12 protein-coding genes are annotated in these 13,719 nt (G+C 54.4%); all 12 read right to left on the bottom strand.

Translation table 11 applies throughout. The features are described 5' to 3' along the window. Positions 1–3: 3 nt before the first annotated feature. Positions 4–1,164 carry a type I-E CRISPR-associated protein Cas7/Cse4/CasC gene (gene cas7e / locus RBQ93_RS02060; protein WP_320370344.1) on the bottom strand — a complete coding sequence of 387 codons (1,161 nt, stop codon included), beginning with the start codon at positions 1,162–1,164 and terminating at the stop codon, positions 4–6. Then, positions 1,161–1,679: a type I-E CRISPR-associated protein Cse2/CasB gene (gene casB, locus RBQ93_RS02065; protein ID WP_320370345.1), complete on the bottom strand. Its 519-nt coding sequence runs from the start codon at positions 1,677–1,679 to the stop codon at positions 1,161–1,163. The genes cas7e and casB overlap by 4 nt, the downstream gene beginning before the upstream one ends. Continuing rightward, positions 1,676–3,196: a type I-E CRISPR-associated protein Cse1/CasA gene (gene casA, locus RBQ93_RS02070; protein WP_320370346.1), complete on the bottom strand. Its 1,521-nt coding sequence runs from the start codon at positions 3,194–3,196 to the stop codon at positions 1,676–1,678. Before casA ends, casB begins: the two co-directional genes overlap by 4 nt. Further along, positions 3,193–5,841 (bottom strand): CRISPR-associated helicase Cas3', encoded by a 2,649-nt coding sequence (cas3, locus tag RBQ93_RS02075; RefSeq protein WP_320370347.1) that lies wholly within the window; start codon positions 5,839–5,841, stop codon positions 3,193–3,195. Before cas3 ends, casA begins: the two co-directional genes overlap by 4 nt. 78 nt (positions 5,842–5,919) lie before the next feature. Beyond that, on the bottom strand, positions 5,920–6,432 hold the full coding sequence (locus RBQ93_RS02080) for a 3'-5' exonuclease (RefSeq protein ID WP_320370348.1): 513 nt from the start codon (positions 6,430–6,432) through the stop codon (positions 5,920–5,922). A gap of 121 nt (positions 6,433–6,553) precedes the next feature. Next, complete coding sequence (trpC, locus tag RBQ93_RS02085) at positions 6,554–7,351, bottom strand: indole-3-glycerol phosphate synthase TrpC (RefSeq protein ID WP_320370349.1); 798 nt, start codon at positions 7,349–7,351, stop codon at positions 6,554–6,556. 48 nt (positions 7,352–7,399) lie between these two features. Further along, positions 7,400–8,581 (bottom strand): TsoY family (seleno)protein, encoded by a 1,182-nt coding sequence (locus RBQ93_RS02090; protein WP_320370350.1) that lies wholly within the window; start codon positions 8,579–8,581, stop codon positions 7,400–7,402. Positions 8,582–8,601: 20 nt separating this feature from the next. Further along, positions 8,602–9,657 carry an anthranilate phosphoribosyltransferase gene (gene trpD / locus RBQ93_RS02095; RefSeq protein WP_320370351.1) on the bottom strand — a complete coding sequence of 352 codons (1,056 nt, stop codon included), beginning with the start codon at positions 9,655–9,657 and terminating at the stop codon, positions 8,602–8,604. Positions 9,658–9,725: 68 nt separating this feature from the next. Next, complete coding sequence (locus RBQ93_RS02100; RefSeq protein WP_320370352.1) at positions 9,726–10,805, bottom strand: response regulator; 1,080 nt, start codon at positions 10,803–10,805, stop codon at positions 9,726–9,728. 75 nt (positions 10,806–10,880) lie between these two features. Further along, the gene (locus RBQ93_RS02105; protein WP_320370353.1) at positions 10,881–12,083 is read right to left on the bottom strand and encodes a serine hydrolase domain-containing protein; all 1,203 of its coding nucleotides are present in this window, start codon (positions 12,081–12,083) and stop codon (positions 10,881–10,883) included. Continuing rightward, a complete protein-coding gene (locus RBQ93_RS02110) occupies positions 12,083–12,475 on the bottom strand; it encodes a DUF2914 domain-containing protein (protein ID WP_320370354.1) in 393 nt (130 codons plus the stop codon). The genes RBQ93_RS02105 and RBQ93_RS02110 overlap by 1 nt, the downstream gene beginning before the upstream one ends. A 10-nt stretch (positions 12,476–12,485) precedes the next feature. Beyond that, positions 12,486–13,667, bottom strand: a complete 1,182-nt coding sequence (gene argJ / locus RBQ93_RS02115; RefSeq protein ID WP_320370355.1) for a bifunctional glutamate N-acetyltransferase/amino-acid acetyltransferase ArgJ — start codon at positions 13,665–13,667, stop codon at positions 12,486–12,488. Positions 13,668–13,719 lie beyond the last annotated feature (52 nt).

A 13,719-nucleotide genomic window follows, 5' to 3' on the forward strand; every position in this document is an offset into this window, starting at 1 on the left:
AGGTCACTCCTGTATTGCAGAAAGTGTCTTTTCGAGAAGCTCTTTCAGCGTTGTCACAACGGTTCCCAAACCATTCACATTGGCTTCGGCCAAATTGAGAACGAAGGTTTGTTCATCCCCGCCATAAACGGACTGAAGAGCCTTCGCCTTATTGACAAGCCCCTCTGCCGACTTTCTCGTCAGAGACTCGTCTTTTCTCACCCTAATAGCTGTTTCGAAAGCATTGGCAAAGTTGCGGGGAGCAGCGTTGCGACGGACGGTAACTAGAACGAACTCGGGTGGATTGTGTGCCGCAAAGGTATTCTGTTTGCCGGTCGGTTCAGCTACAACGAAACCTTCGAGGAAAGCCTTTAACCCTTTTTCTGCCAAGGCGTCATCTTGCTGAAGATTTGTGACAAGTTTTTCCCAGTCCACCACTGCGTAACGATAAAAACAGGCTGAATTGAACTCTACGGTCCCCATCATATCGGCGCCGGCAGTGTCTTCAGGTTTACAGTCATCAACTGCGGTGTAGAAGTCGAATTCACGCTCTACTGCATGAGTGGATATGGCGTGGGCCACCTGACAGGCAGCATTCTGATTTTTCTCGGGCATGTCTGCCAGCATTCGTCCAAAAAGAGCAAGATCAAGCGCCTTGCCTCCATTAAAAACTTTATCAAGAGCTTTCTTCAGTTCAGGGTCTGCGCTTTGCGCCGCCTGTTTCTTGGCCTTGCCGGCCTTCTTCCCTTCAACAGGAGCAACTTCCGATGCGGTAATGGTGTCCCATTTAGAGTGAATTATCTCGGCTATCCCGGAGATTTCCTGCTGTCCTAGAAAAAGGAGATACTCGTTTTTTCCGTCTTCTTTTACGGTGAGTTCCATTGCTCCCAACGCCAACCGTGATTTTTCGATAGCGTCCGCTTCTTGCCGCCCCTTCTCAACCAGCGAAGCCACAAGGGCATCCAAAACACGCTTGGTTCGAAAAGCAACATCATCTGCGGCTAATAGGTTTTGCGCTACCAGTCCGGTAAAATACTGGCGGATTGAGCGTTTGAGGCATTGGCTAGATACGCGGGCACGACGAGTACCACCGAAAATGGCATCTTTGGGAGCGCCGGTATCGTCTCTGTTCAAGTTTGACGGGGCAAAGTTCTGCAGTGCATGGATTTCGACAATAGTTTTCATTCGGCATTCTCCTTAGCTGTTGTGATTTTGGTCTCAGTTTCGTGATTCAAATTCCTGTAGAACTCACGCGCCCAATCAGTCTGGGAACGTTTCTGGTCGTCATTCCAATACAGCAGTTTTTTCAACAGATCTTCAAAGTCTATCTCCTGCTCTTTCAATAGGGCAATCATCTGCCGTAGCCGGTGTGGCAATTGATCCTGATCGGCGTCCAACAGTGCAATAAAACGACTCTCCGTACTTGTGGAACCGCTTGCTGCCTGATACGCTGCGCAGGCTCGCCCAAGAGATAACGGCAACCCTTTTGCGCTCTCACGCCAATGTACAGCCCAGAGCCCGGCCACCAAATAGAACACCTCCCGGCGCCACCCGTTGTCCTCGCCTCTGACAAATGGTTCGACATACGGATATGCGGGAACATACAATCCGGGATCAAATGCTAGACTCCGGCGCAAAACCGCCCGCACCTTAGTGTCTTTTTCATTTAACTCTTCCAGCCATTCGATGAATCCGCTCATAACGCCTCCTTCTCTGGATCAAGCTTTGTAATCTCATCACCGAGCTCCTTAATTTTGCGCCGCACCGGTTTTTCCGCCTTTACAAGGGCGCGAATCGCCCAGGCATCACCAGTGGATACCGCTGTACATTGCTGTTCCCAAGCGGATTTGATTGCGTTCCGGACATCTATCAGCCACCTGTAGCGAATAACATCGGGGCCTATCTCAACAGTGTAGTCGTGCAGTACGGAGTGAAAGCAGGACTCAAGGGTTGACCAGTACCAAGGGCTTACGGGCATCTGATCCACAAAGGCACTGATATCTTTCCCGGCAGGTTCGCGACTGCCCCGACTCAGAATATCTCGCGCATATGAGCGACATGCCGACCAGAGGGATTTCTGAGCGTCTTCCGCGTCAGTAAGAAGTTGACGAATTTCAGTACGGATGTAGCGATCACTCACCAGCGCGGCAGGTAACGTAAAGCGCTCCATACGCCAATACTCGATTTTTGCCTTGTTGTTTGCTTGCCCAAGTATCAAGACAGATCGAGGAAAGCGCTCTCGATTTGACCTGGTCAATGTTGCCGTATGTTCAATCGACTGAGGGGCTAGATGTGACTCATCCGGCAACAGCGAATCAAAATCTCGCCAGAATCCTCTGTCCCGAAATTGCATGGAAAGTTTGCCGAGCTTTTCGTCGATTCTGTATCCAAGCATTGGGTCGATCTGGTCTGAAGAAGTGCTGCCAACCCCGGAGGCAAATGCCAGTTTACTGATAAAACCAGTATCACCGGTACCGAGTCGAATTGAACGAGTTCTCCAGGTATACCGATCTGCAAGCCCGCTGATAGCCCGCTCAGTGCCGCTTTTCAAGCACTCGACCGTTTCAGGCACTCTCTCCCACAATGGCAAATCATTGGCGGAAATAGCCTTGTTTTGTGGGACGAGGGAAAACAACAGTGTTTCTTGGAGGTCACAGCCTAAAGGCAATACCATTACTGCCGTTGCAGAAGGTGCCGTTCCGGTATGAGACAATTCGCTCTTGCCACAACTGACTGAAAAAGTATGAGTAGCCAACATCCAGCGAGCGGCCGCACCTTCAGAAATGAATCCGGGAATTTCGACATCAACGTGATCAAATAACACCTTGGCATTATCTGCATTATGCTCGGCAGCAAGAGCGGTCCAGGCTCTCCACCCTCTTGGTTCAAATGTTGGAATCTGTCCAAACGGATATTTCTCATCGAATAACCAGAACCGGTCCCGCCACTTCTCCAGATACGCCGTAATCTTTTCCTCTGGGAGCCCCGCCTTGAACAGCGCCTTTGCCTGATCAATGTCCGTCGGCCCTTCCAAGGCGCGGTACAACACCGCCAGCAAAAACCGATGCAGCGCCGCAACTACCAGCGGTGACGGGTCTTCTATGGCGGCTATTTCCCTGGAGCGCAGCAAGGTTGCGCTGATCCCCAGTTCGTCACGATCGCCATTTAGAAACCGCACCGGAATCCATTTTTCATCAATCAGATTAAACTTACTCATTCACCCTCCTTGGGCTCATAAACCAGCCCCAACTCATCATCCAACCGAACCAGTGAATTCTCAACCCAACATGAATTTGCATCCAATACCAATGGAAAGCAGTTCCGCAGTAGCGAAGATTTCTGCCATCCTTCCGGTACGCCTGTGCCCCTGAGTTGCCTGACCACCCCCTTGCGCGACAGACTCACCGCACGAAGAAACCACTGCTTTGCTGTAGGGAAATCCGGCACCGCTACAGGTGTAAAGCAGTCGTCGGCAAAGATGGGAACAGCAATAACTGAATCACTCCCTTGTCGGGTTTGCGCCATCAGCGTTCTATGCACTCCTGCTGCGTCCTCATCGCAAAGGACAAATCTGCCCGGATCATTCCATGAAGCATCATCCGGCAGACCTATGATTGCCTGATTTGCTTGGCCTCGCAGCGGAATGGTCTTTCCCGCTCCGTTGATAAGCGCCTGATTCATCCGCTCTGTCAGAGCCTCCGGAACCACCACAAGCTCTTCATAAACCGCTTCCACCAAGGTGTCGATTTCCTCTGGCAGGGTTATCTTTTGTCTCTGTTCTTCTCGCAGCAAAACCCAAGTGAGCAATAGCAAATCTTCACGATAGACTTCGCTCCACCAAAGCGGTTTCCCAAAAGATGGCGGCTTTTCTCCGGCAAGGCCGGCAACAATCAAGGTCGGTCCGGCTAACGGTCTCTTTTCGCGTTTGTGTCGCCACAAACGACCAGCCCGTTGCAGGATCAGGTCGATAGGCGCAAGATCAGTGATGATCAGGTCAAAGTCGAGATCAAGGCTTTGCTCAACGACTTGGGTGGCAATGAGAATTTTCCGACCGCTCCGGTCGCCACCCTCTCCGAACAGCGCCAATACATGATCCTCGTGCACCTGCCTGTAGACTGCCGGAAAACGGGCATGGAAGAGAATAATTTCTGTGCCGTCAGTAAGCCGTTTGCCGACGCATTGACCATCCTGCATCAGAAGCTCGCCAGCGGGAAACAGGCGGTACAGGTCCTGGGCTCGCTGTACGGTATTGACCAGAGCCAGCCCCATGCCGCCATTTTTTAGATTTTCATCCAAGGATGTCTTGATGCTGTTCAGGTCCGGTGGAATTGCTTCTAATTTAAGGGTAAGACGCCGTGAGGGATCTGCGGCAAAATGTGTCTGACGTACAGAACCGGGAAGGAATACCGACAAACGCGGATATACAGGCTCTTGAGCTGGAAAAGCTGCCTTGACCACTTTTGCCAGTTCCCGACGGAATCTTGGCGGCAGAGTTGCGGACAGCAGCACTACTGAAGAACCTAATTCAACCAGCCAATGGATAAGGTGAATCAGTAATGTTCCTGTGTAGGCGTCATAGGCGTGAATCTCATCAAACACCACCACCCGGTTTGCCAGCCCCCAGAGACGCACGAAGTTATGCCTTACCGGCAAAATTGGGACGATTGCCTGGTCAACCGTACCGACACCGTACTCGGAGAGCATCGCCCGCTTCTTGTTGGTGAACCATTCACCGGCTCGAATCTCACCCCCTGCGTCCGGGTCGTGGATGCCGGTAAGACGCAGATTTTGAAAGGAGTCATTGAGTTGTGTCGCGCCATGAACAAGCTGCATGTCGAGCTTACGCTCTACACCCTGTGCGCTGAGAAACTTGAGAGTCCGCTTGAACATGGCGTTGCCGGTGGCTTTTGTCGGCAGGGCCATATACAAGCCACGATGCCCATTGCGCCGTTGCATCTCCAGGTGGGCATAAAACGCAGCCTCTGTTTTTCCTTCCCCCATGGGAGCCTCTATTAACAGGATTGCCGGACTATCCAAATTTTTCAGAGCATCTGCAACAGCCTGCTGCAAGGGACGCGGGGCGAAATTGAACACCTGCTCGAACGTCTTTGCCTCCTGTATAAGAGGCGTTCTTTGCTCCCAGCCAATCGCATCCAACGCACGTTCAGCACAGTCTCTACTCCTAGTAAGCCATACAGACAAATCTTCACAATCTTCCGCCGAACCGAAAGGGAACCACTCCTCGTTGGAGCCGATCCAGTCGGCAAAGCTGGTAAGCCCTGATAACAGCATGAAGTCAGGACCGGAGAGAGTCTGCTTGTCGGGTGCTTTTCCGGGGTTAAATATCACCCGTAACGCCTCAACAATCACATGACGAACATCTGACCACTCACTTCCGCCAAGAGCATTTCTATTCCCTTCAAGTAACTGAAGCTTGTTGGGAGATATTCGTTCTCCGTGATGACACCCCACTGCATCGGCCACCAGTTCCGCCAGATCATTCGGCCAATCTGCACTCAGCAGGAATTCAGATAAGGCAACTTGACTCACAAAGGCATGATTTACATCAGTGTCAGGAATACGCGGCAACATCAGCCCTGTCAGATTTTCCCATTTACATTGGAAACCTGGACACGCCTTGCCCAGATCATGGCAGGCTATAGACAACAATAACCACGGACGAGCGTCGTCCCAATCCAACCCCAAAATCGCCGCCATCCTGTTACGGGTAGTTTCAGGTTCACGCGCCAGAATAGCGTCTGCACTGGCCGCAACATCCATCAAATGCAGGATCAGGGGGTGCCAGCGCGCTTCATTGTTTCTGTCAGTTTTTGCCCAGATGTTTGCCAAGAGACTATTCATTATTACCACCAGTTTAATCGCTTAATGTTCTCATTTTCTGCCACCCTACCCTCACCCCCCCTTTTAGCGTCCAGGGTTTCAGGTTTTCTGCTGCAGTTCCATCCAGACCCGTGCCGCCATCCGGGCATCATCCAGCGCCCGGTGACGCTGTACATCTTTCGGCAGTCCACCAAACAGATGAGAATAAACCGTTTCCAGACGGTGGTTGGACAGACGAGGCAATTTCCTGCGGGCGTGCATCAGGGTGCAATGCCAGTTGTTGGCAGTGGGCAGACCCAGCAGGCACAGTTCATGTTGAACAAAGGCCCGGTCAAAGGGGGCGTTGTGGGCCACCAGCGGACTATCGCCCACAAACTCAACAAATCCGGGCCAGACATCTTCCGGGGTTGGCTTATCTGTCAGCATCTGCTGGGAGATACCATGTACCCGAAAGGCGCCGTAACTGATGACAGCTCCTGTGTTAATCAGAGTTGTCAGTTCAGCTACAATTAGCCCGTTTTCAAGAGCCACCGCACCTATCTCAATCACCCGGCCGCCGTTTTTGACCGAAAGCCCGGTGGTTTCGGTATCTACAATAACTATCCTGTTCATGTTTTCACTCTAGCACTACTGTATGACCAAATATGTCGCGTGCCTACTTCAGGCACAAAAAAGCCTGCCGGCATAGCGCCGACAGGCTGTCATTTCTACTGTTGTTGGCTGCATCCATCCCCTACCCCAGTAGTTCCTGGAGCTTGGCACCGATGTCGGCCTCACGCATCATGGCCTCGCCGATCAGGAAGGCCCGGGCGCCATCGGCATGCAGACGCTCGATATCAGCCCTGGTGTTGATACCACTCTCAGACACCAGCAGACGATCCGGAGGCAGCATTTTTGCCAAGTGGCCGGTGGTGCAGAGATCAGTGACAAAGCTGCGCAGGTTACGGTTGTTAACGCCGATCAGGCCGATATCGGTGCCGCAGGCCACTTCCATCTCCCGCTCGTCATGCACCTCCAGCAGCACGTCCAGGTGCAGGTCACGGGCCAGGCCAGCCAGATCGACAATCTGTTGCGGTTCGAGCATGGCGGCGATCAGCAGGATGGCGTCGGCCCCGGCGGCGCGGGACTCATAGACCTGAAACGGATCAAAGATAAAGTCCTTACGCAACAGTGGTAAGCCAACCTGTTCGCGGATCAGGGCCAAGTAGCGCAGGGAGCCCATGAAGAACTTTTCTTCCGTCAGCACCGAGAGGCAGGTGGCACCGTTATCTTGGTAGATCTCGGCGATCTCCAGCGGATCGAAGTCTTCGCGGATCAAGCCCTTGCTGGGTGAGCCCTTCTTCACCTCGGCGATGATGGCGGTCCAGCCGGTGGCGGCAGCCTCACGCAAATGACGCTCGAAGCCACGCACTGTATCTTCCAGATCGGAGATGCGGCCAGCCAGCTCCTGGATGGTGGTTTGCGCCTTGGCAGCGGCAACTTCCTGCTGCTTGTGGTTAAGGATTGTCACTAAAATATCAGGAGGTGTCATCGTTTGTATCTTTCAGAAGTATGATGGCGCGACAGACTGATAGTTGGCTTATACTGGCGTACCCAGCATCTTTTTGTTCAAACGAAAGATCAGCAACAAGGTCTTGAACTGCACATAGACAAATGGGGCCAGAATAATGAAATAGGCGACTGAAAATTGCTGCAGCACATCATTCAAGACCAGTCCAAGATGTACAAAGAAGAAGCCGTAGACCATAAAAGCCACGCCGGGGCAGACCATGGCGTAACTGCCGACGCTGCATGTCGGGCCGTAGATATATTCAGCAAAGTAGTCCAGTTTTTTAAGTGTGTAATAGCCGAGCAGGCCGAACATCAGTTGCAGGGAGATCACTGCCGAGGTAAGCAGGAACAGCCATGAACGCGAAACCGCTTCAGTCTGGTCAAAGTTATGCGCAAAGCCGAAGGTGTAACGGACAAAGGTGATGCCTAGCAAGGTCAGGATCGGGATCATGATCCAGAGACTGACACTGGCCTCGCGCGAGATCCCCTGTTCAAGGATGGATTTGAAGCCGAGAGTGCCTTTGAGAATAATCAGTGAAATTGAAATGGAGCTGAAAAATACCGACAAAAAGATGCCGATGGCCGACACTTCCTTGTGGTGGCTCATGGCTCCGGGAGCCGCAAGACCGACGGAAATCATACTGAAGGCGAAGATGGCCATCATCTGGCTGAGGTTGTTATTGTTAACAAAATCAAAGCTCTTGGAGGTAATGATCCGGGTGGCGTAGGTGAGGAAGAGCTTGAGGGCATAGATGCCAACCAGTAAAAAGCCAAGCAAGGCAAATGGAAACAGGTATTCAACAACGTTCCACAGCCCGGGTATCAGGATAGCCCCCAGGACAAAACAGACGTTAATCGTCATGGCATAGGTCAGGGGAATAGCCATCAACGCAACTTCATTGTTTGATGTTGTAAGCTGTGCAAAGGCATCGGTCTGCTTGAAAAGCCCGTACTCACGAATATTCCAGAACAAGAGCCGGAAGTGAAGTAAAGCTAGACCTATGATCATTGCCAGATCAACCAACACCAGCACTGATACCAGGTTATTTTGTGCGATCAAGGGGAAGATAACATCAGCCGTTGCCATCGGCGTACCGGGATGTTCAACCATGAAGAACAGGTAGATGTAGAACGAAACGGCCATGCCGCCGGCGCCAAGCGCTGACAGAAAATACAGCGGTGAGTAGTTTTCCTTCAGCTCCTTGATCATAACCCCTCCACTACGTGGCGTTACAGTTGTGTGGTAAGCTCCACCAACTTATCCAGTTGAGCCTTGGCGGCACCTGAATCAATTGCGTTGGCGGCCATGGCGATCCCTTCCTGGGGTGTTGTGCAACGGCCGGCCGCCATCAGGGCAAAGGCCGCATTCAGCAGTACCACGTCGCGCTTTGGCCCTTTGGCGCCGCTCAACACATCCCGCACGATGACGGCATTGGCAACCGCATCGCCCCCGCGCAGATCGGCCATACTGCAGCGGGTAAAGCCATATTCTTCCGGGATGATGGTGAATAGTCTCACGCCACCAGGGGTAATTTCTGCTGCTGCAGTTTCACCGGTCAGGGTGATCTCGTCCATGCCATCGCTGCCGTTGACCACAAAACCGTGCTTGCAGCCCAGGCGATGCAGTACTCCGGCCAGTTTTTCAACCAGCTCCTCACGGTAGACGCCCATCACCTGGCAGTCAGCGCCGGCCGGATTGGTGAGCGGCCCCAGGATGTTAAAGATGGTGCGGATGCCGATCTCGCGACGGGGACCGATGGCGTGCTTCATGGCGCCATGCAGGGCCGGAGCGAACAGGAAGCCGATACCAACCTCGCTGATGCAACGCTCAACCACATCCGGGGTGACATCCAGGTTGACCCCCAGTTTTTCGATCACGTCGGCGCTGCCGCAGGCCGATGAAACCGAGCGGTTGCCATGCTTGGCCACCTTGACACCACAGGCCGACACCATCAGGGAGACGGTGGTGGAGATGTTGAAGGTGTTGGTGCCGTCGCCGCCAGTACCGACCACGTCCAGGATGGTCTCCTGATCGATGTTGATCTCATCACGGTCGATATCCAGCACCCCTTTGCCAACGCGGATCGGGGTGGCCCGCTCGCGCATCACCCGAGCCGCGCCGGTGATCTCCTCAATGGTTTCACCCTTCATCCGCAAGGCCGTGATAAACGAACCGACCTGGGCCGGGGTGCATTCGCCGGACATGATCTGGTTCATGACCTCAATCATCTCGCCTTCGGTCAGGTCCTGCTGCTCGACAACCTTTGCAATTGCCTGTTTGATCATTTCGCCAACTCCTTAAAAAGCAAATGGGGATGTTGCCATCCCCATTCAAGTACTTCGGTGGCAAGCGGTTACTTGCCTTCCGTGATCCTTCTGATGGTTTCCTTGATCAACGATTCGGCAAGATCAGGCACCACTTCCCAGACGATCCGCTCGATAGTCTCTTTGGATACCGACATCAGGGCCTCTTTCAGCTGCTCTTCGGACAGCGCAACCGCACCAGTCGCAGCAACGACAGGTGCAGCAGCCGGCGCAACAACAGGCATCGTCGGTTCTTCAGCAACAACAACCGGCGGTTCCTGTTCCAGAACCGCAGCAGGTGGCTCAGCGACCTCTTCCTGAAATTCGAAGGTCTGCTCCTCAACCGGCACCCAGGAAGCACCGATATTGGCATCGTCAGCCGCCTGAACCGCAGGCGTCTGTGGTTCTTCAGCCATCATGGCCATCACATCGGGCTGATCCAGTTCGATATCCATGCCAGCTGACTCCGACTCTGCAGTCGGCACTTCTTCCTGCTGGGTTTCTGGTTGGGTAAAGGCACCCCACGGATCATCCGGAGAGACCGCAGGCGACTCCTGCTCGATTTCAGCAGCAGGCGCGGCAGGTTCAAAGACAGAAGAGGTTTCAAGCGCGTTGGCTTCAAAAGCAAACGATTCTTCAGCCGGGGCAGCCTCTGTGGGGGCTGCAAAGGCGGTCGGCTCAATGAAGCTGGCCGGTTCTGCTGCTGCAGGTGTTACGGCGGCAATCGGCTCAACCGACTCGCCGGAAGCACGGCGTTGTCCAAGTGCATGCAGCTCTTTAACCTTGGCAATGATCTGCTGTGACTCAAACGGCTTGGTAATGTGGTCGTCAGCGCCACAACTCTTGGCTTTGGCCTCGTCAAAGGCCTCGAACGAACCGGTCAGCAGCAGGATCGGCTTGGCAGCCAGGGCTGGTATGGCCCGCAGCTGTTCACAGACTTCATAGCCGTTCATACCCGGCATCAGCACATCGATCAGCAAAACGTCGGGAAGGATTTCCTGGGCCTTCTGGACAGCTGCAGCGCCGCTATCAACCACCGTCAGGGTGTAGCCGTCACCAGCAAAGATGATGCCAACCACTTTCTGGATGGTGATACTGTCGTCAGCCAGAAGTATCGAGATGTTGCCCATCGGTCCCTCCCTGTGCAGGATTGCGGATTTGAGGCCTTAAAAGTTGGAAAACACTAGCATACGGACTATGAGGTGTCAAGGACCCGGATTTACCGGCCTTTCGAGCATGCCACGCCGTTCCCGCCCGACAAACAGGGCCGCCGCAAGCGTCGACATATCGCCGCGCAACTTATTGAAACTACGTAGTCGCTGGTAGTCGACACGGGTCGTCAACAGCAGTACGAACAGGTCGGCATCGGGATCAATCCAGACCGAGGTGCCGCTGTAACCGGTGTGGCCATAGGAAAATTCGGAAAAAATGGTTCCCTTGGGAGCGGAAAAAGGCGACTCACGATCCCAGCCCAGCCCCCGCACAACACTGCCATTGCGGAAAAAGTACGGAGCGGTCATCTGAGCCACAGCCCGCGATGAAAGTACGCGCGTACCGTCCAACTGACCGCCGCTCAGCAGCATACCGGCAAAACGAGCCAGATCATGGACTGAACTGAACAGGCCGGCATGCCCGGCGACCCCGCCCAGGATGCGGGCATTCTCATCCTGCACCACGCCGGTCAAGGCCGTTCTCCCGTTACCAAGCGTAGGTGTATTGTTGTCATTCGGCACGGGGGTAAAGCTGGCGGTTTGCATGCCGAGTGGCGCATAAAACATCTGATGGGCGTAGCGATCGAGGGGCAGGCCACTGATTCGACGTACCAACTCACCCAAAAGTATAAAATTGATGTCGGCATATTTGAACCGGCTGCCCACCGCTACTCTACCGATCTGTGCTGCAGCCCGGTTGATGGCGCTTTGCATCGGCTCAGAACGGTCCAGCCCCACATCGTGCAAGCCGGAGGTATGGGTCAGCAGATTAAGGATGGTGATGTCGCTGCCTTCAAACTCGGCAAACCAGCTCGAGATCGGGTCTAGCAACGAGAGCCGGCCCTCGTCCAACAGCTTGACGATGGCGGGTGTGGTGGCAAACACCTTGGTCAGGGAGGCGACATCAAAGACTGCGGCTGTCGTTAGCGCAGGAGCTTCGTCACTAAAGCCGGCCAGACCAACGGCACGCTCATACAGGATGCCGCGATGATCGCCCACCACCACCACAGCGCCGTTGATCAGGCGTTGTGCAATGCCTTGCTGCAGCATGAACTCGATCACGGAAACCCGGGCGTCTTCTGGCAGGGGGTCACTCTCGGCACGCACGTTGCTGCTGAAACAACTGAGTGCCAGCAGTAGTGCCAGACAGAACCTGCCCAGACAGTAGCGCGTATACCAACCGGCCAACGCAACCATTAATTGATCTGGAACTCGGTTGCCTTCAATAGTTGACCGTCGGCATCACGGACTTCCAGACGCCAGCGCCCGACACTGCTCGCATCAATCGGCAAGGTGCTGTAAAGCCGCCAACGGCGGCCCTTGACCGGCATGGTGACCTCTTTAAATGGCTGTCCATCACGCAGCCAGACCTGAGTGACGGTTGTTTCCTGGGGCGGTTCGGAAAGGGTGCGGGTGAAGCCATACAGGAACTTCACCGAGCGATAGGATATGCGGTGAACGGCGTCAATCGGTTTCCCTTTGGAAACCTTGGTGGTGACCGCCAGTTCCGTCACTTTCGGCGATGCCGCATCAACTGGCATCACCACCGACATCAACAACAGCATAACAACCGGGAAGATCACTTTCATGAAGGCCTCCTCAGGTCCTGTAATCAGCGTTGATTGAGACATACTCGTGGGAAAGGTCAGAGGTATAGACCGTGGCCTGACCTGTTCCGAGCCCCAGATCAACCGTTACCCGCAACTCCTTCTGTTTGAGCACCTCGGTACCGCGTTGTTCGGCATCTTCACCAGCAAAAACACCATCCTTGGCCATGCAGACATCGTCAAACCAGAGCGCCAGACGTTCCGGATCAACCGTAGCCCCTGAATAGCCAACTGCAGCAAAAATGCGTCCCCAGTTGGCATCCTGGCCGAAGAACGCCGTTTTTACCAGACTGGAGTTGGCAACCGCCATGGCGGCCCGTTTGGCGTCTGCATCGCTCAGCGCGCCGGTCAGACGGATCTCGACAAACTTGGTGGCGCCCTCTCCGTCTTTCACGATCTGCTTTGCCAGCCCCAGCAGCACCTCGTCCAGCAGCGCGGCAAAATGCGCCGCCTCCGGGGTGCCGCTGACGATCGGCTGGTTGCCTGCCGCGCCATTGGCCATCAGCAGGCAGGTGTCGTTGGTAGAGGTATCGCCGTCTATGGTGATGGCGTTAAACGAGCGATCGACCGCAACCTTAAACAGATTGTTCAGCAGGCCGGGTTCAATGACGGCATCGGTCAGCACATAGGCCAGCATGGTTGCCATGTTGGGCATGATCATGCCAGCCCCCTTGGCAGTACCGGCCACCGTGTAGCCAGCCGCACCAACGGCCCCTTGGCGTACTTCTGTCTTGGGGAAGGTATCGGTGGTCATGATCGCTGCAGCCAAGTCATCCAAGGAGGCAGTGCCGCGACCGGCCAGCAGCGCAGGCACCGCAGCCCTCACCCGCTCCATCGGCAGCGGCACGCCGATCACGCCGGTGGAACAGACCTGCACCAGCTGTTCAGCGATCCCCAGCCCTTCGGACACCAGACGTGTCGTCTCCCGTGCGTCGAGCATCCCCTGATTGCCGGTACAGGCGTTGGCATTACCGCTATTCACCACCAGGGCCTGGGCCTGGCCACAGACAATCCGCTCCGCAGACAGCACCACCGGAGCCGCCTTGACCGCATTGGTGGTAAAGACCGCCGTAGCGACAGCCGGAACCTCGGACCAGATCAGGGCCAGATCCTTGCGACCCGGCTTTTTGATGGCCGCTTCAACCGCTGAAAACTGAAAACCCTTCAGGGACATAACAAAACCTCTCTCAAACCTTGCGGAACGAGGATTTTTTCGCAAGGTCAAG

Origin of the sequence: Trichlorobacter sp. (assembly GCF_034008105.1) — a bacterium.
Taxonomy (GTDB): domain Bacteria; phylum Desulfobacterota; class Desulfuromonadia; order Geobacterales; family Pseudopelobacteraceae; genus Trichlorobacter.

Bases quoted from the DNA above. Each gene is read 5' to 3' on its own strand.
- cas7e (WP_320370344.1), bottom strand. From the start codon at position 1,164: ATGAAAACTATTGTCGAAATCCATGCACTGCAGAACTTTGCCCCGTCA.
- casB (WP_320370345.1), bottom strand. From the start codon at position 1,679: ATGAGCGGATTCATCGAATGGCTGGAAGAGTTAAATGAAAAAGACACT.
- casA (WP_320370346.1), bottom strand. From the start codon at position 3,196: ATGAGTAAGTTTAATCTGATTGATGAAAAATGGATTCCGGTGCGGTTT.
- cas3 (WP_320370347.1), bottom strand. From the start codon at position 5,841: ATGAATAGTCTCTTGGCAAACATCTGGGCAAAAACTGACAGAAACAAT.
- RBQ93_RS02080 (WP_320370348.1), bottom strand. From the start codon at position 6,432: ATGAACAGGATAGTTATTGTAGATACCGAAACCACCGGGCTTTCGGTC.
- trpC (WP_320370349.1), bottom strand. From the start codon at position 7,351: ATGACACCTCCTGATATTTTAGTGACAATCCTTAACCACAAGCAGCAG.
- RBQ93_RS02090 (WP_320370350.1), bottom strand. From the start codon at position 8,581: ATGATCAAGGAGCTGAAGGAAAACTACTCACCGCTGTATTTTCTGTCA.
- trpD (WP_320370351.1), bottom strand. From the start codon at position 9,657: ATGATCAAACAGGCAATTGCAAAGGTTGTCGAGCAGCAGGACCTGACC.
- RBQ93_RS02100 (WP_320370352.1), bottom strand. From the start codon at position 10,805: ATGGGCAACATCTCGATACTTCTGGCTGACGACAGTATCACCATCCAG.
- RBQ93_RS02105 (WP_320370353.1), bottom strand. From the start codon at position 12,083: ATGGTTGCGTTGGCCGGTTGGTATACGCGCTACTGTCTGGGCAGGTTC.
- RBQ93_RS02110 (WP_320370354.1), bottom strand. From the start codon at position 12,475: ATGAAAGTGATCTTCCCGGTTGTTATGCTGTTGTTGATGTCGGTGGTG.
- argJ (WP_320370355.1), bottom strand. From the start codon at position 13,667: ATGTCCCTGAAGGGTTTTCAGTTTTCAGCGGTTGAAGCGGCCATCAAA.